This window comes from Brevibacterium renqingii (genome assembly GCF_017808095.1).
Taxonomy (GTDB): Bacteria; Actinomycetota; Actinomycetes; order Actinomycetales; family Brevibacteriaceae; genus Brevibacterium; species Brevibacterium renqingii.
Genome location: NZ_JADBHG010000001.1, coordinates 896,316 through 913,624 on the forward strand (window position 1 = coordinate 896,316; position 17,309 = coordinate 913,624).

Sequence of the window (17,309 nt, forward strand, 5' to 3'; positions counted from 1 at the left end):
CGGCCAGGTGACGGAGCCGGTTCTACAGCAGGTCAAGAACCGGGTAGTATACAGACTGATCTTGTATTGCCACTTCAAGGAGCATAATGAAACGGCACAACCGCGCGGCTCTCGCCGTTGCCGCACTCGCTCTCGTCATTCCCGTCAGCGGATGTGCAAGCCTGCTGTCTCCCCATCAGACCGCCGAATACCACTACAACGGCGGCGACGGGGCCTGGGGCACCGTCGGCGACGTCGAGGTCCGTGGGCTCATGCTCATCATGGACGAGTCCGGCAAGGGCCCGGCACAGCTGTTCTTCACCCTGATCAACAAGGGTGACTCCACCGCCAAGGTGTCCGTCGAGGTCGCCGGCACCTCGGTCACCGAATCGGTCAAGGCCGGCGATACCTTCGTCCAGGATCCCAAGAGCCCGGAGACCTCCAGCAAGGACGTCGTCACCGTCGACAAGCTCGAGGCCGAGCCCGGCGACCTCGTCGACGTCACGGTCAAGGTCGGCGGCGAGGAGAAGACGATCGAGGCCCAGCTGCTCACGGACACTCTGCCCTACTACGAGGAGTACGTGCCTTCCGAGTCACCGTCGAACGTGCCCAGCGAGGACGCCGCCTCGACCGAGGGAACCGCCGCAGCCAACGGCTGATCGTCCAGCCCGAGGCTGCCCACCGCCCCGAGGACTGTCACCCGAGGACTGTCAGCCGGACCGACGCGCCGTTCTCGCCTCGCTGTTCGCAGACACACGCTGTTCGCACATACGCAAGGAGCCGCTCACGTCATGTGAGCGGCTCCTTGCGCATTCGTCCTCGACCGGCGGACGGTCTTCCGGGACTGCTCGGCTCAGGCCTCGAACTTGTACCCGAGTCCGCGCACGGTCGTGAGCAGGCGCGGCTCCGAGGGGTTCTCCTCGACCTTCGCGCGCAGACGTTTGACATGGACGTCGAGGGTCTTCGTATCTCCCACATAGTCCTCGCCCCAGATGCGGTCGATGAGCTGGCCGCGTGTCATCACCCGCCCGGAGTTGCGCACGAGGATCTCGAGCAGCTCGAACTCCTTGAGCGGCATGGACAGCTCCTCACCGCGAACGGACACGACATGGCGTTCGACATCGATGCGCACTCCCCCGGCCTCGAGCACCGACTCGTCCTCGAAGTCATCGGCCTCGACGTTGCGTCGCAGCACCGCACGCACCCGAGCGAGCAGCTCACGCGAGGAGTACGGTTTCGTCACATAGTCATCGGCGCCGAGCTCGAGCCCCACGACCTTGTCGATCTCCGAGTCCTTGGCCGTGAGCATGATGATCGGCACATTCGACTTCGAGCGCAGCTCGCGGCACACCTCGGTGCCGGAGACGCCGGGCAGCATGAGGTCGAGCAGGACCAGGTCGGCGCCCGTGCGGTCGAACTCCGCCAGAGCCTTCAGTCCGTCATCGGCGACCGTCACCTCGTACCCTTCCTTATCGAGCAGGTACGACAGCGGGTCCGAGAACGAATCCTCATCCTCGACGAGCAGAATACGAGTCACGTTGTGAGCTTCCTTTGTTCGTTTTCATCGGTCAGATCCTGGGGCGTCCCCTCCGCTGCGACGGCGGCGTCGCTCTCATTATCTCCGACGGAAGGTCCATCAACGTCATCGCCCGCGCCTTCCCCTTTTGAGGCGGGTTTCGAGGGCCCCGCCGAGGCGGGCGCCTCCCGATCATCCGGCGCGGGTTCCGCGGGATGCTCGAGGAGCACCCCTGCCGGCGCCGACGAGCTCGCTTCGGACTCGGACGCGTTTCCGGCCAGCGGCAGCACGATGGTGAACGTCGAGCCCTTGCCCAGCTGGCTCCATACGCGCACCTCTCCGCCGTGGGTGGCGATGATGTGCTTGACGATACTCAGGCCCAGACCCGTGCCTCCGGTGATCCGAGACCGTGCCGGGTCCACACGGTAGAAGCGCTCGAAGACCCGTTCCGTGTCCTGCGCGGACATGCCGATGCCCTGGTCGGTCACAGAGATCTCGACGCGTTCGTCGACGAGGTCGACGCCGACCCCGACACGGGTGCCGTCGGGCGAGTAGCTGATGGCGTTGTCGATGAGGTTGCGGACGGCGTTGACGAGCAGCTCGTAGTTGCCTTCGATGAGCAGGTCGCTCGGTGGGGAGATCTCGATGTGGATGCTCTTGCCCTCGGCGCGCGTCCGGGCGCGATCGGCTGCATCGTCGACCACCTCGGCGGCGGAGATCTTCTCCGTGGTCGCCGGTGCCGCATGGTCCTGGACGCGGGAGAGGTCGATGATCTCCTGCACGAGCTGGGTGAGTCGCTTCGACTCCCGCTGCATGCGTCCGCCGAAGCGCTCCACCGCGGCCGGATCGTCGGCGAAGTCGGTGACCGCCTCGGCTAGGAGCGCCATCGCGCCGATCGGAGTCTTGAGCTCGTGCGAGACGTTGGCGACGAAGTCGCGGCGGACGGCGTCGACGCGCTTCGATTCGGTCTGATCATCGCAGAGGACGAGGACGAAGGAAGTGCCCAGGGGCGCCACACGGGCGTGGAGGAAGCGGAGCACCGAGTCGGAGTTCTCCCGCGTCTGCTCGAGATCGATCTCCTCGATGAGCCCGCGGGTGCGGACGCGGCCGACGACGCGCAGCATCTCGGCGGAGGCGAGCGAATGGCCCCTGACCAGGCCGAAGGTGTACGCCGCCGGGGAGGCTTTGACGACATCGTCGCCGGCGTCGATGACGATCGCCGCCGACGGCAGAACGGCGAGAACCTCGGCGATGCCTTCGGGCAGATCGTCCTCGGAGTGCAGATCGGCAGCATCACGGGAGCGTTCGCTGAATCGGAACGCAAGAATGCCCGCTATGCCCAGGCCCAGGCCGACGACGCCGGTCAGGACCGCCACTACCAAGAGATCCACACCCTCAAGCTTAGGCGCTGTCCGCCGTCTCGGGGCACCGGATCCCCCGTCCGGGGGCGCATTTGCCGAGGAATTCACCTTCGCGACAGTCGACGTTCACCCGCCCGTGCGAAGCTGACGTCTGTGTGCCTGCGCTCCCGGTGTCCGGGCTCTGCGGCTGTGACCTGATGTCTCGCTTCCGGCGAGCTGAGGACCCGCCGCTCGTGACCGGACGAAGGTCGGATGCGCACACCCGCCGAGGCCCCGATGAGTACCGCCCTCGCATGTCTGAGAGTAAGGAACCGCCGTCAATGCGCGAAGTCTTCAGAAACGAATTGGACGATCTGGCCACCCAGCTGGTCGGCATGTCCACCAAGGCCCTCGACGCGATCCGCCTGGCGAATCAGGCCCTGCATTCGAATGACCTCGAGCTGGCCGAACAGGTCATCGAGGCCGATGTCGTCATCGACAATATGCAGTTCGCCCTCGATCAGCAGGCAGCCGAGATGCTCGCCCTGCAGGCTCCGGTCGCCGCCGATCTGCGTGCCGTCATCGGTTCTCTGCGGATGTCCGCCTCCCTCGAGCGCATGGGCGACCTCGCCCGCCACATCGCCCAGCAGGTGCGCATCCGCTACCCGGAATCGGCGATCCCCGAGGTCTTCGAACCGACGTTCTCCCGCATGGGTGAGTCCGGGGAGAAGATCGCCGAGGCGACCCAACGGCTGCTGTCGAATCCCGGCCTGGCCGATGTGCCCACGATCAATGCGATCGACGAGGAGCTCGACGAACTCCACCTGAGCGTGTTCGCGAAGCTCGCCGAGGCACCGGCCGGCTCGCTGGCGCCACGCCACATCGCCGATGTCACCCTGCTCTCACGCTACTACGAGCGCTTCGGCGACCATGCGGTCTCGGTGTCGCAGAAGGTCGAATACCTGCTCACCGGCAACTGGGAGCCGCAGCTGTCGAAGAAGTGAGGCACGCAGCGCGCCGAGAGCGGCGCCGCAGACGCGAAAGACGATGATCGCCGAGGTGGATTCCACCTCGGCGATCATCGTTGCGCTTCGCTCGTGCCGCTGCTCAGCGGCTCGGGTTCAGCGCCCTTGGTTGGCGACCTGGCCGATGGCGGCCTGAGCCGCCTCCGGGTCGAGGTAGGTTCCGCTGGGCCGGACGGGAGTGAAGTCCTCGGTCAGCTCATAGTGCAGCGGGATGCCGGTGGGGATATTCAGGCCCGTGATGTCGGCATCGGAGATTCCGTCGAGGTGCTTGACCATCGCACGCAGCGAGTTGCCGTGGGCGGCCACGAGCACGGTCCTGCCGAGCGTGAGCTCGGGGACGAGGACGTCGTACCAGTAAGGCAGCAGACGATCGATGACATCGGCCAGGCACTCCGTGCGGGGCATCGCATCTCCGAGGTTCGCGTAGCGGGGCTCACCTGCCTGCGAGAACTCCGAGCTGTCGGCCAGGGCCGGCGGCGGGGTGTCGAAGGACCGGCGCCAGATCATGAACTGCTCTTCGCCGAATTCCTCGCGGATCTCCTTCTTGTTCTTGCCCTGCAGGGCACCGTAGTGGCGCTCGTTGAGGCGCCAGCTGCGGTGGACGTCGAGCCACGACAGGTCGGCGGCTTCGAGAGCGATGTTCGCGGTGAGGATCGCCCGCTTGAGTCGGGAGGTGTGCACGACGTCCGGGAGAAGCCCCTTCTCGCGCAGGAGCTCGCCGGCGCGCTGGCCTTCGGCACGACCCTTGTCGGTCAGGGTCACGTCGACCCACCCAGTGAACAGATTCTTCTGGTTCCATTCGCTCTCGCCGTGGCGCAGCAGGATGAGGTTATACGTCATGACACCATTTTCGCATGGCCGCTCGCGAGAGTCTTCCGCGAGAGTCGTCCGCGACCACTTCTCTCACTATTCGACACGTTGTCTCGAATGGCAATACGACCTGGACCGGAACTGCAGACGGAGTAGCCTGTGTTCATGTCAGACGCACCAGCACACCAGACTTCCGGGAACTCCGCGCCTCCCGCCGCCGACCGCAGCTCGATCATCGCCGTCACGGCTCTGCCGGTCCTCGTCGTCATCGCCGGCGTGCTCGGGTTCCTCCTCCCCGACGCCTTCACCCCGCTGGCACCGACGATCACCTGGGCGCTGGGCGTCGTCATGTTCTTCATGGGACTGACGCTGACCCTGCCGGACTTCACCCGCATCGCCAAGCGTCCCTGGATCGCCGTCCTCGGCGTCGTCACCCAGTTCGTCGCGATGCCGCTGCTCGGCCTCCTCGTCGTCACGGTCTACGGACTGCCCGCGGAGATCGCCGTCGGCGTCATCCTGGTCGGCTGCGCCCCCGGCGGAACGGCCTCGAACGTCGTGACCTATCTGGCCAAGGGCGATACCGCGCTGTCCGTGTCGATCACCACTCTGTCGACCCTGCTCGCCCCGGTGCTCACCCCGCTGCTGACCCTGTGGCTGGCCGGCTCGTACATGGACGTGCCGTTCTGGTCAACGTTCGTCTCGATCTGTCAGACCGTGCTCGTCCCCGTCATCGTCGGAGTCATCGTCCGTGTCGTCGCCTCGAGCCTCGTCGACAGGATCTCCCCGGTGCTGCCGTGGCTGGCGTCGATCGCCATCGCCTATATCGTCGCCATCGTCGTGGCCGGCTCGGCCGGGTCGATCGCCACGGCCGGAGTGCTCGTGCTGCTGGCCGTCGTCACCCACAATCTGCTCGGACTGGGCGTGGGCTACGGTGTGGCCGCCGCGTGTCGTCTCGACACTCCGACACGGCGGGCGCTGTCCTTCGAGGTCGGTCTCCAGAACTCGGGGCTCGCCTCGACCTTGGCCACCACCTACTTCTCGCCTCTGTCCGCGCTGCCGGGTGCGGTCTTCAGTGTCTGGCACAACGTCTCCGGTGCCCTGCTCGCTTCGCTCTTCGCCCGCCGCCCCTACGGCAGCTCGCCGGCCGATGCGGCCGCTCACGGTCTCGTGGCAGCAACCTCCGTCGTGGGTGAAGGTGCCGAGCGATGAGCGGCGAGACGCAGGAGTTCAGAGGGTTCGACGCCTACTCGCCCGAGACCCTCGACCTGGCAGGGCGGAGGTTCATCATCCGTCGGGCCACCGAGGCCGATGTGCCCGCTCTCGTCGCTCTGCTGCGCGATGACGTGCTCGGCGCCGCCCGTGAAGGCAGCGCCGGTGAAGGCAACTCGGGCGAAGGCAGTGCCGGTGCCGACGTCGGTTCTCCGGCAGCGGATGCGACGGTTGCCGATGACGCGGCCGCCTATGCTCGTGCCTTCGCACTCATCGCGGCCGATTCCAATCAGCTACTCGTCGCCGTCGAGGAGGGTCCGGCCGTGGTCGGCACCCTGCAGCTCAGCCTCATCCCCAGCCTGTCCCGGCGCGGCACTCTGCGACTGCAGATCGAAGCGGTGAGGATCGGCGCCTCGGCACAGGGCATCGGCCTCGGCACGGCAGTCTTCGAGTGGGCGCATGACTGCGGTCGTCGCTTCGGCGCCGGGCTCGCCCAGCTGACCACAGACCGCTCACGCACCGACGCGCAGCGCTTCTACGCCCGCCTCGGCTATGACGCCAGCCATGAAGGACTCAAGCTCCCGCTCGACTGAGTGGGCGTCGCCTGCTCCTCGTCATCAGCGGCCATCCGCTTCCAGGCCGGTGCCGGAGTCGGACTCTCCCGTCCCGCTTCCGACACCGGAGTCGCTCTGCGGACGCCCGGCCATAGCCGTGGTCTCTGCTCCGCCCGCTTCGGAATCGGCGAGGCCCTCGGCACCGAGGAACTCGTTGTCGGCACCGCTGAGCACCTGTTCGAAGGCCGCGAGGTTGCGCGTCGATTCCCCGCGGCTGACGCGCCAGGCCCATTCCTTCTTCATTCCAGTGAGGAACCCGATGAGGAGGAGCTCGTTGAACGACGAGTCGGCGGCGGCGAGCATCGCCCCGAGCAGCGCATCGAGCTCATCGAGCAGATGCTCCCGGGGAACGCTCGTGCGCAGATAGACATCGCCGAGGCTGTCGATCGCGAAGGCCACCGGCCCGGGTTTGAGGTTCTTCTGCAGCAGCCAGCGGTTGAATTCGAATGCGTTCTCGTCGGGATGACGGATGACGAAGGCCTGCAGATGGGCGGTGCGGGCGAAGACGCTGATGGCGACGTTCGTCTTGAGCTTCTTCTCCCCCGGCAGAGTGACGACGATCTCCGCGTCCTCGACCGAGTCGACGGGAACATCATTCTCCTCGGCCCAGGAGCGCACGCCGGCCAGGATCGCCTCGGTGTCGGTGCTCATGATCTCACGCCTTTCGCTCGTCTCTCATGCTCACCCACGACTCTAGTCCTTCAGCACGCTCCGAGGGCTTCGCAGCGGTGCGGACTCGCAGCAGCCGCGCCGGGCAGGGCGTCGAGGACGACTTCGACGGTACGGCCCCAGTCGAAGCGTTCGGCGCGATAGGCCGCGTGGGCTCCGAGTTCGGCACGCAGACGGTCATCGCACAGCAGGGTTTCGATCGCCGTGGCCCAGTGGTGAGGGTTGTGGGCGGCAATGAGCAGTCCCGAATGCCCGTGTTCGACGATCTCGGGCAGTCCTCCCACCGCCGCGGCGATCGCAGGCAGCCCTGAGGCGGCGGCCTCGGCGGCGACGAGCCCGAACGATTCGCTGCGTGAGGGGACGATGAGCACGTCGGCGGCCCGGTAGTAGTCGACGAGGACATGTGCGGGAACGGGCGGGCGGACCTCGACGCTGGGCTCGGCGGCGATGGCCGCGGTCAGCCCGCGCAGATAGTTCGAGGAGGCACTGCCGGGACCCGAGGCCATGGTTCGTGTGCCGCCGGCGCCGCCTCCCGCGTCGAGGCCGGCGTCGGCTCCGGAGGCGGCACCGAGGAGGATCCCCCTGGTGCGAGAGGCCAGGTGCGGATTGCGTTCCCGCAGATCGGCCAGGGCGTCGACGGCGACGTCGGTGCCCTTGATGAACTGCATCCGTCCGACATAGAGGACGACGGCCTCGTCATCGGAGAAGCCGAGCCGGCTCCTGGCCGCGGCCTTCGCGCCGGGCCGGTAGTGAGCATGGTCGACTCCGGGCCGGGCCACTACGACCGAACCCGGGTCGGCACCGAGTTCGTTGATGAGGTCGCGCCGCTCGGCCGGGGTGCCGGCTACGAGCAGATCCGCCTCGGCGGCGATCCGCTCCTCGGCGTGCAGTCGCTGGGGCCGTTCGTGGCTGGTCTCCGAATCGCGGTTCTTCACCGCTCCCATCGTGTGCATGCTCACGGCGATAGGAGTTGGAGCTGCCCCCGCGGCGATGGGAGTCGGCGCTGCCCCCGCGGCGAGGTCGTGGGCGGATTCGCTCGCGGTCATGTCATGGGCGCGCAGGGCCGCCTCGGCGGAGATCCAGTAATGGGCCCAGATGAGTTCGGCGGCGCGGAAGTCCGGATGTTCGAGGAGCATCTGTGCGAGCTCCTCGATGGCGTCGGCGAGCTCGTCCTTCGTCCGCGCATCCACAGGCAGGTGGTGGAGAGTGATGGACTCGGAGATCTCCATCCGTCGGTCGCCGTCGGACGCATCGGGTGCTCCGGTCCCGTCGAGGCCGCCAGGGTCGGCCGTGAACACGTCGACTCTGTGTCCGGCGGCGGCGAGAGCGCGCACGGACTGATCGACGTAGACGTTCATCCCCCCGGCATCGCCCTGGCCCGGCTGAGCGGCGGGCGAGGTGTGGAGGGAGAGGACGGAGATGCGCACGGGGACAGTCTAGCCAAGGACTAGCCGAAGAATTCGCCCAGGATCCGGCGCACTTCATGACGGCCGCGCCACAGGATCGACCCGGCGGGAAGCACCTCGAGGTGAGAGGCGGGGATCGCCGCATGGACCGCCTCGGCGATTTCGACCGGGTGCGCGGGATCGTCCTCGTGCGTGAGGACGAGGACCTCGCCGGCGAAGCTGCGCAGATTCTCGGCGGCCTCCGCCGTGTCGTCCACGGCGATCTCGAGGGCCAGCCCGAGCCCGTCGGACATGTCGGTGTGCACGAGGTTCTCGGCCTTCGCCTTCGTCCACGCTCGAGCGGGCAGCATCTGGGCCACCTCGGCGGGTTCGCGTGAGAGCATGAGCTCGACGATGCCGTCGATGTCCTCATCGGCCACCAGGCCGCGCAGTCTGTCCAGGTAGGAGCGGTTGGCCGCGGCCGCCTCGGCGGAGAAGCCCGTGAAGGAGGCCGGGAGTACGAGAGCGACCTTGTCGAGGTTTCCGGTCACAGGATGAGCGGTGCTGAGCAGGCGGAGCAGCCCGCCGGCCGACATCGACACACCGAGGGCACGACTCGCCGAGGTGGCGTTCAGGGCTTCGGCGAGTACCTCGGCGATCTGCGGGTAGTCCCACCCCGGGCCGGGTGAGGGCCTTCCGCCGTGTCCGGGCAGGTGGAGGAAATGCCGGGTGCCGGCGATTCCGGTGCCGAAGGGGCGGGTGTCGCGGACGGCGCCGGCGAATCCGTGGCCGAACAGGGTATGCGGCTCTCCGGAGCCGAACGTGGCGATGTAGCCGGACTCGGGCCCCGGCAGATTGAGGTCGGTGCTCATGCGGCGGGCGGCCTCAGCGGTTGCGGTAGCGCGGATCGACGGCCCTGACCTTCGGGCGCACGTCGGTGAGATAGACGATGCCGGCGACGAGGGCGATGATGTTGAGGAAGATCATGCTCATGCCCATCGGCGGCAGTGCGATGACGGCGAGCGCGAGGCCGACGCCGAGGAGGATCACCCAGAACTTCTTGCTCTGTTTGTCGACGGCGCGGTAGTTTTCGTCCTTGAAGCGGAGGCAGTCGATGAACGCCCAGAGCTGGACGATGAATGCGGCCACCGTCAGGACAAGAAAGACGAGACGCTGAAAGCCCGCGATGTATTCCATCCCCTCAGCCTAGCAATCCCTCATCTCCCAAGCAGTGTCAGGAGCCGGATCCTGGGCAATTGCCCACTCTCGGCTCACCGCGTTCCCAGAGGATGCGTGCGCTCCCAGAGTCTGTGCGCGTCCCCCGAACGTGCGCTCCCAGAGGGCCAGCGCGTTCGCGCGAGCTCTCGCGTTCTCGCAGCGCTTCTGCGTTCCTCCAGGACGCGGGTTCTCAGAGCACCCCCGTCGTGCGGATGAGCGCGCACACGGCCATGCCGATGACGACGGCGAGGAGCATCGGCACACGCAGGATTGCGGCGAGCACACCGGCGCCGACCCCGATGAGCCGGGCCGGGTCGGCGATGTCCTTGCCGTCGAAGACCGCGGTGGTCGCGAACACGGCTCCGATCAGCACGACCGTGGCCCGATCCATCCACATCGTCACGCGCTCGGTCGAGTCGGCCGAGTCGCCGGAGGCCGCCGACGCTCCTTCGTCGCCCGAACCGGCCTCTATCGTCGCTCGGCGCCCGCGGGTGGCGATGGCCGCGCCGAGTTTCACGCCGGCGAAGCGCATGAGGTAGGTTCCGATGCTCAGCGCGGCCAGAGCGATGAGGAAGCTTCCCGCGCTCATGCCCGTCCGTCCTCTGCGCTCACCGAGGCCGGCTGCCCGCCCTCGGAAGGCTCGGGGCCATCGGCCGCGGCACCGCCTCGGCGGCTGAGCAGCGAGCGCACCGCCCATCCGACGGCCACGAAGACGAAGACCGACAGCGCGGTCACCGCGCCCAGCCCCAGCGGCAGAACCGGCGTGAGCGCCACGGCGATGAGGATGCCGGCGACGGTCAGCGAGAGCGTGGCGCGGTTCTTCAGATCCCCGCGGATGAGGCAGAAGAGGATGATCGGGAAGGCCGCATCGAGGCCGAGCAGGTCCGCGTCGATGACGTTGCCCAGCCATTGGCCGACCATGGCTCCGCTGGGCCACATGAGGGCGATCGCAGCGCCCATGAGCAGGAAGGCGTGCCATCTCGCGCGGGCGTTGCGTCCGGTCCGCGAGATCGCGGTGGACTCGTCATTGATCCAGTGGGAGGCGATGAGCGCGCGCCAGTCCTGAGGGAAGAACGGACCGACGGCGACGCCGAAGGCGAAGTTCCGGGAGTTGACGAGGAGCCCGGCCAGCACGGCGAGGATGGGGGCGCCGCCGGCGGCGATGACGCCGATGAAGGTGAACTCAGCAGCGCCTCCGAGGGCGAACATCGCCAGGAGCAGGATCTGCCACCAGGCGAAGCCCGAGACTGCGGAGATCGCGCCGTAGGACAGCGCGACCGCGACGATCGTAATGGTCACGATCGCCACGGCCCGGTAGGTCGACCCGGGGAGCACCCGTTCGCCCGTGCGGAATAATGAACCCATGTTCCATACAGTGCACTCCACGCAGTCGTTCGTCAACCTGAACGCCTTGACCGTTACAATGAACACATGAATTCTCGAAATTCACCGAACGACGAGTCGGATATGGACGGTGCCCCGGCCGGTCCTCAGGCAGAGCCCAGTGCAGCGCTCTCCCCCAGCGAGCAGATCGCGGCGGCACTGAAACGGGAACGACTGCGGGCCGGACTGTCATTGTCCGAGGTCGCTCGGCGTGCAGGGATCGGCAAGTCGACGATGTCCGGGCTCGAAACCGGCAGCGGCAATCCGAGCCTGGAGACGATGTGGGCTCTGGCCGCTGCACTCGACATCCCTCTTGCGCGCCTGCTCGACCCGCCCCCGCACGAGGTGGCGCTGCAGCATGTCGGTGACATGCCGAGCCTGCCTTCGACCACCGCGAACTATGTGGCCACCCTGCTCTCACCGTCGCCGACGAATGCCCGACGCGATGTCTACTTCATCCAGGCCGAACCGGGTGAGCCCAGGGAGTCTCAGCCGCACCCGCAGGGCACGATCGAACATGTCATCCTCGGCCGCGGGGCCGCGCGCATCGAGGTCCTCGGACAGTCCTATGAGCTCGGCGTGGGCGACTACCTGACCCATCCGGGCGATCAGCCTCATCGCTTCACGGCTCTGGAACCGGGCACGAACGCCGTCTTCGTCGTCGAGAGCAGCTGACAGGGCTACTCGACGGCCGGCCCCGCCGTCTCCGACGACCGGCCCGCTCCTACTCGACGACCGGCTCGCTCCTACTCGACGGCCGGACCGTCTTCGTCCTCCTCGGCCAGGGGCGGCAGGCGCGACTGAGCTTCCTCCCGCGTCAACCCCGCTGCCTGGAGGAGGTCGACGGCGACCGTCCGCAGGAGCAGGACCAGGGATTCGTCGTGGATGTCCCATTCCGGCTTCGCGCGCGGATCCAGAGCGCCCGCGGCTTCGGACAGGGCCGCCTCGGCGAGGGAGCGATCGGTGCCGCGGCGCAGGGCGATCTCGAGCTTCTTGGCCCCCTCGGCCAGCGATCCGACGTAATCGGCGATGACCGGCTTCTCGACGCCGAGTTCGGTCATGCCCACGACCCGGCGCGCGATCACCCGCATCGTCCGCATCGCCCGGTCGGAGAAGGTATGGGCACGGGAGAGTCGGGTCACCTCGGCGGCGTGCCGACGGGCGCGTGCATTGATCTTCGCCGCCTCACGCGAGATCCGCAGCGATGACCCCCACGAGTCGATGATGTCCTGGGTCTCGCGGGCTCGTTCGAGAGCCCGATCGGCCATGGTCGAGTCCGCATCCCGCAGCGCCCGCTTCATCATCTTGAGGACATCGTCGATCTCCTCGAGCATGTCCGCGGCCAGGCGTCGGGGCACCTTCCGGGCGTCGCGCGGAATGAGGAAGGCCAAGAGGATCGCGCACACCGATCCGGTCAGGGCATCGAGCGTGCGGGGGAACGGCATGCTCGTGGCGGTGGCCGGGACCACGACGACATAGACGGATTGGACGGCGATCTGGGTGATGAAGATGCCGCCCGAATTGAGGATGGTGCCAATGACCAGGCCGATGATGAGGGTCAGCGCGAGCTGCCAGATGCCGGTGCCGTAGACGTTGACGAGGATCTCACCCACGAGCACCCCGAAGGTCGCGCCGATGCCGATCTCGAGCGCTCGACGCAGGCGACGGTCGGCCACCGGGCCGATGCCGACCGCGGAAGCGACCGCGGCGAGGAAGGGATAGGGGTGGCCGAGGACGTAGACGCAGAAGGTATAGGCGGCGGTCGCGGCGATGGGGATCTGGATCAGCTGACCGGAATTCACCCAGACTCGCTTGAGACCCAGGCGCACGCGGTGGGAGACGACGCTGACTGCCCGCCGAGGCAATTCGCCGACCCGAGTCTCCGCCATCAGTCCCCTCTGCCGCTCATCGGTGCTGTACTCAGAGTACCGGAAATGTGGCATGCTAAAGTCTGTGCGCCGAGGAGGCTATTGAATGACAACGAATCTCACCCGAAACGAAGCGCAGAGTCGCACACAGCTGCTCGAGGTCGATTCCTACTCAGTCCATATCGATGTCAGCAACGCCGAGACCGAAGACGAGACCTACTTCTCCCGCACAGACGTCGACTTCACGGCCGGCTCGGCCGGTTCGACCTTCATCGACCTCATCGCCGACTCCGTCTCCTCCGTTCAGATCAATGGTGAGATCCTCTCCCCCGCCGAGGTGTTCGACGGTGCCCGTGTCACCTTCCCCGTCCGCGCCGGCCGGAATGCGCTGACGATCGAGGCCCAGGCCCGCTATTCCACCTCGGGCGAGGGACTGCACCGCTTCACCGACCCCGCAGACGGCAAGGTCTACCTCTATACGCAGTACGAGCCCACAGATGCTCGGCGTGTGTTCGCGAACTTCGACCAGCCTGACCTCAAAGCCGAGTTCAGCTTCTCCGTCACCGCTCCGTCCCACTTCCACGTGCTGTCGAATCGGCCCGAATCGACCTCGGAGCCCGGAAACGGACCGGCGGACGCCGTCACTCACCATTTCCTGCCCACTCTGCGGCAGTCGAGCTACATCACCTGCATCACCGCCGGCCCCTATGAAGGCGCGACGGACGAGTGGACGGACCCGAAGACCGGGCAGACGGTGCAGCTGGGGGCATGGACGCGTGCCAGCCTCGTCGACCATCTCGACGCCTCCGACATCTTCTCGATCACGAAGGCCGGCCTCGAATTCTTCACCGCCGAGTTCGACTACCCCTACCCGTGGGGCAAGTACGATCAGATCTTCGTCCCCGAGTACAACCTCGGTGCGATGGAGAACCCGGGTCTGGTGACGTTCACCGATGGTCTGATCTTCCGCGACAAGGTCACCGACGCTCAGTACGAATCGCGGGCGAACGTCATCCTCCACGAGATGGCGCACATGTGGTTCGGCGGCCTCGTGACGATGAAGTGGTGGGACGATCTGTGGCTCAAGGAGTCGTTCGCCGACTATATGGGCGGGCTGGCGCTGGCCGAGGCGACCCGGTTCACCGACGGCTGGGTGACCTTCGCACTGCGGCGGAAGGCCTGGGCCTATACGCAGGACCTGTACCCCACGACGCACCCGATCGTGGCCGATATCCCCGATGTCGAGGCCGCGAAGCTCAATTTCGACGGCATCACCTATGCCAAGGGCGCGTCCGTGCTCAAACAGCTCGTCGCCTTCGTCGGCAGGGAAGCGTTCTTCGCCGGGTCCCGGCTGTACTTCAAACGGTTCGAGTATCGCAACACCGAGCTCGCCGATTTCCTCGAATGCCTCGCCGAGGCGGCCCCCGACCGGGACATCGCGAACTGGGCGGGCGCCTGGCTCGGCACTTCCGGAGTGTCGGAGCTCTCCCTGGAGCTGACGACCTCCGATGCTTCATCCATCGGCTCCGGTTCGCTCCAGGGGCCGGGAGCCGGAGTCCGCATCGCTTCGAGCACCGGCGCGAGGCTGCGGGCGACCGCCGATGCCGACGACGAGGCGGGAGCGGCTTCGGCCCAGGGCACCGGAGGTCAGGCTCACGCTCCACGCCGCCGGACGGGAGCCGAGAAGATCACGGCTGCGACGATCACTCAGGCCGATTCGGCCGAGGGTGCCTCTCTGCTGCGTCCGCACACCCTCGAGATCGCCACACTCGGGAGGTCGGGACGCGTGATCGTTCCGCTGGACACCTTCCGCTTCGAGTTCTCGACCGAGTCCGCCGAGGTCGAACAGCTCATCGGACGCAGCGCCGGAGCGATCACCCTGCTCAACTTCAACGATCTGGACTATGCGCGGGTCCGTCTCGATCCGGCCTCGACGGAGACGGCGATCACCTCGGCCTCGCGGATCATCGACCCGCTGTCGCGGGCGCTCGTGTGGTCGGCCCTGGACAATGCCGTTCGCGACGGCCTCATGCCCGTGCAGAAGTACCTCACGGCCTATGCGCGCAGCCTCGGCAAGGAGAGCCATGCGGGAATCATGGCCGGTCTCAGCCAGACCGCTCTGACCTGCATCGACCAGTGGGTGGCCGATCGCAATTTCGACACCGCGATCAGCGGGCTGCTCGGCGCCGCGCTCGACGCCCTGGCTGCGGCGAAGTCCGGCTCCGATGCTCAGCTGCATCTGGCCAATCTCGTTCTCGCGCTGACGTCACGGACGGCACGCTGTGCGACAATCGGCTCGGCCGTGGTGATGGGGCGCAGCTTCGCCAGCCAGATCCTCACGGTGCCGGTCGGTGAGGAGATCGACCGCATGTACCCCGAGGCTCCGGGGACGAGCACGGAGGAGGCCGGCGGTGCCGAGCACTCCTCAGCGGGGCTGCCCTTCCGCGGTCTGATCAACGACCATGCCCTGAGGTGGAACGCGCTGACAGCTTTGGTATGCCTCGGCTGGGCGGATCAGACGGACATCGCCAGGGAGAATCACTCGGACCCCAGCTCCTCGGGCCGGCTCCGCGCCGAAACAGCCAGTGCCGCGCTGCCCCTGCCCATCGTCAAGATCCGGGCATGGGAGGCCATCCGCGGTGCGAGCGCGTTGAGCAACGATGTCCTCTCGGCCATCATCTCCGGATTCATCGCTTCGAGTGCGCTGCCGCTCATCGAGGGCTATGTCGACGAATACTTCGATGGTCTGCTGGGATTCTGGACCGACAATTCGATCGAGATCGCCCGGCGCCTGGTGCTCGGCCTCTACCCGCGCTGGTCGGTCGACGAGGAAGCCGTGGTCGAGAAGACCGACGCGTGGCTGGCCGCCCACACCGAGGCGCCCGCGGCCCTGCGCCGCCTGATCATCGAACGTCGCGACGACCTGGCCCGTGCCATCTTCCTCAAGTCGACACAGAGCTCGCGCCACTGAACCGACGCAGATGGCCGGTGCCCCATCCATGGGGGCACCGGCCATCTGCATTTCCGCTGTGCTGTCTGCCGACGGGCCTGCCGGCAGACAGACGTGGCATCGGCCTGCCGGCAGACAGATGTGGCATCGGGTCTGCCGACAGCGAGACCTGGGTCAGAGGATCCGACGGGCTCCGGAGAATTCGTTGCCCGTGTCCCACTTCCTCCAGTCGGTGACGTAGACGTCCTTCGAGGCGTTGGGCGAGTGGATCATCTTGCCGTCGCCGATATACATGCCCACGTGGTGGACGGTTCCCGATGGAGTCGAGAAGAAGAGCAGGTCACCCGCCTTGAGGTTCGACGACGATACGGCCTTGCCTGCCCTCGCCTGGTCCCCCGAGTCGCGCGGGAGATCGATGCCATGGGCTCGGTAGATGCTGTAGGTGAACCCGGAGCAGTCGAATCCGTAGGCGGAGACTCCCGCCCACAGGTAGCGCAGGCCGTCGAACTGCTTCGCGGTCTTCACGAGGTCCTTGCCGCTGGGCTTCTCGGGCTCCTCACCGACGTCATAGACCGCTACGTCATCGGCGTCGATCCAGGCAGCGCCACCGCCGGGGAGAGCGACGCGAACGTCGTCGACGTCTTGGGCGATGAGCGGCAGGTCGACATTGAAGCTGACGTCGGCGCCGGTGTCCTTGGTGAACTCGATGCCCTCGAGTTCACTCTTCGGCTTCGTCACGACGGCACGCGGCTGCTCTTCGCGGAGCTTTCCGAAGCGATCGTTCTCGACCAGCTGCTTCGTCGGCAGCCAACCCGGGTAGCCCTTCTTGTTCTTCGGGGTCTTCTGATCCTTGACGCTGACCCGGGCCCATTTGCCCTTGATGTCGAGGACAGTGACTTCCGAGCCGTAGACCGCCTGCGTCTCGGTCTTACCGGTCAGACCTCGACGCACCTCGGTGCTCTTGAGGTTCTTGTTCCACTTAGCGAGGTCAACAGGATGGCCGAGGGCAGGCTTATCGACTTTTCGGGGAGCCTTGCGATCGGCCCAGAGGGTGGCCACCGTGACATCGACGTAGGCCGTCTCGCCTTTTTCGATCTTTCCGTCGCTGATCCGTTCGAGTTCCTGGCCGGGAACGACATCAGCTGTGATGTCCGCTGACGTTGCGGCGTCGGTCGAGGACAGATTGCTCGACAGTGCGGGAGCACCGGCGCCGAAAACCAGTCCGACCCCAAGTGCTGCCGAAACAGCAATTTTGGTACGCATTATTTCTCTTTCGGTCTGCGGGCATCAGGCCCGCGCGGGGGAAGTCTCCGAAGGTGCGCGTGCGCATTCGGCGTACTCGA

General features: G+C 66.8%; 17 protein-coding genes. 6 read left to right on the forward strand and 11 right to left on the reverse strand.

Annotated elements, in window-relative coordinates; all coding sequences use genetic code 11:
• Positions 1–86: 86 nt before the first annotated feature.
• Complete coding sequence (locus tag IIE29_RS04080) at positions 87–638, forward strand: hypothetical protein (protein WP_209323891.1); 552 nt, start codon at positions 87–89, stop codon at positions 636–638.
• Between the two features lie 194 nt (positions 639–832).
• On the opposite strand, the gene IIE29_RS04085 is transcribed toward IIE29_RS04080, so the two are convergent.
• Together IIE29_RS04085 and IIE29_RS04090 are read right to left on the reverse strand one after the other, a co-directional pair.
• The gene (locus IIE29_RS04085; protein ID WP_209323892.1) at positions 833–1,516 is read right to left on the reverse strand and encodes a response regulator; all 684 of its coding nucleotides are present in this window, start codon (positions 1,514–1,516) and stop codon (positions 833–835) included.
• A complete protein-coding gene (locus tag IIE29_RS04090) occupies positions 1,513–2,886 on the reverse strand; it encodes a sensor histidine kinase (protein WP_343071781.1) in 1,374 nt (457 codons plus the stop codon). The genes IIE29_RS04085 and IIE29_RS04090 overlap by 4 nt, the downstream gene beginning before the upstream one ends.
• 290 nt (positions 2,887–3,176) lie before the next feature.
• Here IIE29_RS04090 and phoU point away from each other — a divergent pair, with 290 nt between their 5' ends.
• Positions 3,177–3,839 (forward strand): phosphate signaling complex protein PhoU, encoded by a 663-nt coding sequence (gene phoU, locus IIE29_RS04095; protein WP_209323893.1) that lies wholly within the window; start codon positions 3,177–3,179, stop codon positions 3,837–3,839.
• 117 nt (positions 3,840–3,956) lie between these two features.
• Here phoU and IIE29_RS04100 read toward each other — a convergent pair whose 3' ends face one another.
• On the reverse strand, positions 3,957–4,700 hold the full coding sequence (locus IIE29_RS04100) for a phosphoglyceromutase (protein ID WP_209323894.1): 744 nt from the start codon (positions 4,698–4,700) through the stop codon (positions 3,957–3,959).
• Positions 4,701–4,835: 135 nt separating this feature from the next.
• Here IIE29_RS04100 and IIE29_RS04105 point away from each other — a divergent pair, with 135 nt between their 5' ends.
• Entirely contained in the window at positions 4,836–5,879 is a 1,044-nt protein-coding gene (locus IIE29_RS04105; RefSeq protein ID WP_246475671.1) for a bile acid:sodium symporter family protein, read from the forward strand.
• Positions 5,876–6,472 carry a GNAT family N-acetyltransferase gene (locus IIE29_RS04110; protein ID WP_209323895.1) on the forward strand — a complete coding sequence of 199 codons (597 nt, stop codon included), beginning with the start codon at positions 5,876–5,878 and terminating at the stop codon, positions 6,470–6,472. Before IIE29_RS04105 ends, IIE29_RS04110 begins: the two co-directional genes overlap by 4 nt.
• 24 nt (positions 6,473–6,496) lie before the next feature.
• Here IIE29_RS04110 and IIE29_RS04115 read toward each other — a convergent pair whose 3' ends face one another.
• From IIE29_RS04115 to IIE29_RS04140, 6 genes are all read right to left on the reverse strand, one after another.
• Positions 6,497–7,144, reverse strand: coding sequence for a YbjN domain-containing protein (locus IIE29_RS04115; protein WP_209323896.1), 648 nt, complete (start codon positions 7,142–7,144; stop codon positions 6,497–6,499).
• A gap of 50 nt (positions 7,145–7,194) precedes the next feature.
• A complete protein-coding gene (locus IIE29_RS04120; RefSeq protein ID WP_343071782.1) occupies positions 7,195–8,589 on the reverse strand; it encodes a glycosyltransferase in 1,395 nt (464 codons plus the stop codon).
• Between the two features lie 20 nt (positions 8,590–8,609).
• The gene (locus IIE29_RS04125; RefSeq protein ID WP_209323897.1) at positions 8,610–9,419 is read right to left on the reverse strand and encodes an alpha/beta fold hydrolase; all 810 of its coding nucleotides are present in this window, start codon (positions 9,417–9,419) and stop codon (positions 8,610–8,612) included.
• Between the two features lie 13 nt (positions 9,420–9,432).
• A complete protein-coding gene (locus IIE29_RS04130; protein ID WP_209323898.1) occupies positions 9,433–9,744 on the reverse strand; it encodes a DUF2516 family protein in 312 nt (103 codons plus the stop codon).
• Positions 9,745–9,955: 211 nt separating this feature from the next.
• Positions 9,956–10,354: an AzlD domain-containing protein gene (locus IIE29_RS04135; RefSeq protein WP_209323899.1), complete on the reverse strand. Its 399-nt coding sequence runs from the start codon at positions 10,352–10,354 to the stop codon at positions 9,956–9,958.
• Positions 10,351–11,130 carry an AzlC family ABC transporter permease gene (locus tag IIE29_RS04140; RefSeq protein ID WP_209323900.1) on the reverse strand — a complete coding sequence of 260 codons (780 nt, stop codon included), beginning with the start codon at positions 11,128–11,130 and terminating at the stop codon, positions 10,351–10,353. The genes IIE29_RS04135 and IIE29_RS04140 overlap by 4 nt, the downstream gene beginning before the upstream one ends.
• 66 nt (positions 11,131–11,196) lie before the next feature.
• Here IIE29_RS04140 and IIE29_RS04145 point away from each other — a divergent pair, with 66 nt between their 5' ends.
• Entirely contained in the window at positions 11,197–11,823 is a 627-nt protein-coding gene (locus tag IIE29_RS04145; RefSeq protein ID WP_246475672.1) for a helix-turn-helix domain-containing protein, read from the forward strand.
• 71 nt (positions 11,824–11,894) lie between these two features.
• Here the strand turns inward: IIE29_RS04145 and IIE29_RS04150 are convergent, their stop codons facing one another.
• Positions 11,895–13,037 carry an FUSC family protein gene (locus IIE29_RS04150; protein ID WP_209323901.1) on the reverse strand — a complete coding sequence of 381 codons (1,143 nt, stop codon included), beginning with the start codon at positions 13,035–13,037 and terminating at the stop codon, positions 11,895–11,897.
• A gap of 85 nt (positions 13,038–13,122) precedes the next feature.
• Here IIE29_RS04150 and pepN point away from each other — a divergent pair, with 85 nt between their 5' ends.
• Positions 13,123–15,987: an aminopeptidase N gene (gene pepN / locus IIE29_RS04155; protein ID WP_209323902.1), complete on the forward strand. Its 2,865-nt coding sequence runs from the start codon at positions 13,123–13,125 to the stop codon at positions 15,985–15,987.
• Between the two features lie 153 nt (positions 15,988–16,140).
• Here the strand turns inward: pepN and IIE29_RS04160 are convergent, their stop codons facing one another.
• Positions 16,141–17,229, reverse strand: a complete 1,089-nt coding sequence (locus tag IIE29_RS04160) for a C40 family peptidase (RefSeq protein ID WP_209323903.1) — start codon at positions 17,227–17,229, stop codon at positions 16,141–16,143.
• Between the last annotated feature and the right edge of the window lie 80 nt (positions 17,230–17,309).

Coding starts and splice junctions, on each gene's coding strand:
- IIE29_RS04110 (WP_209323895.1), top strand. CDS start 5,876: ATGAGCGGCGAGACGCAGGAGTTCAGAGGGTTCGACGCCTACTCGCCC.
- IIE29_RS04145 (WP_246475672.1), top strand. CDS start 11,197: ATGAATTCTCGAAATTCACCGAACGACGAGTCGGATATGGACGGTGCC.
- IIE29_RS04125 (WP_209323897.1), bottom strand. CDS start 9,419: ATGAGCACCGACCTCAATCTGCCGGGGCCCGAGTCCGGCTACATCGCC.
- IIE29_RS04135 (WP_209323899.1), bottom strand. CDS start 10,354: ATGAGCGCGGGAAGCTTCCTCATCGCTCTGGCCGCGCTGAGCATCGGA.
- IIE29_RS04100 (WP_209323894.1), bottom strand. CDS start 4,700: ATGACGTATAACCTCATCCTGCTGCGCCACGGCGAGAGCGAATGGAAC.
- IIE29_RS04150 (WP_209323901.1), bottom strand. CDS start 13,037: ATGGCGGAGACTCGGGTCGGCGAATTGCCTCGGCGGGCAGTCAGCGTC.
- phoU (WP_209323893.1), top strand. CDS start 3,177: ATGCGCGAAGTCTTCAGAAACGAATTGGACGATCTGGCCACCCAGCTG.
- pepN (WP_209323902.1), top strand. CDS start 13,123: ATGACAACGAATCTCACCCGAAACGAAGCGCAGAGTCGCACACAGCTG.
- IIE29_RS04115 (WP_209323896.1), bottom strand. CDS start 7,144: ATGAGCACCGACACCGAGGCGATCCTGGCCGGCGTGCGCTCCTGGGCC.
- IIE29_RS04140 (WP_209323900.1), bottom strand. CDS start 11,130: ATGGGTTCATTATTCCGCACGGGCGAACGGGTGCTCCCCGGGTCGACC.
- IIE29_RS04130 (WP_209323898.1), bottom strand. CDS start 9,744: ATGGAATACATCGCGGGCTTTCAGCGTCTCGTCTTTCTTGTCCTGACG.
- IIE29_RS04105 (WP_246475671.1), top strand. CDS start 4,836: ATGTCAGACGCACCAGCACACCAGACTTCCGGGAACTCCGCGCCTCCC.
- IIE29_RS04080 (WP_209323891.1), top strand. CDS start 87: ATGAAACGGCACAACCGCGCGGCTCTCGCCGTTGCCGCACTCGCTCTC.
- IIE29_RS04160 (WP_209323903.1), bottom strand. CDS start 17,229: ATGCGTACCAAAATTGCTGTTTCGGCAGCACTTGGGGTCGGACTGGTT.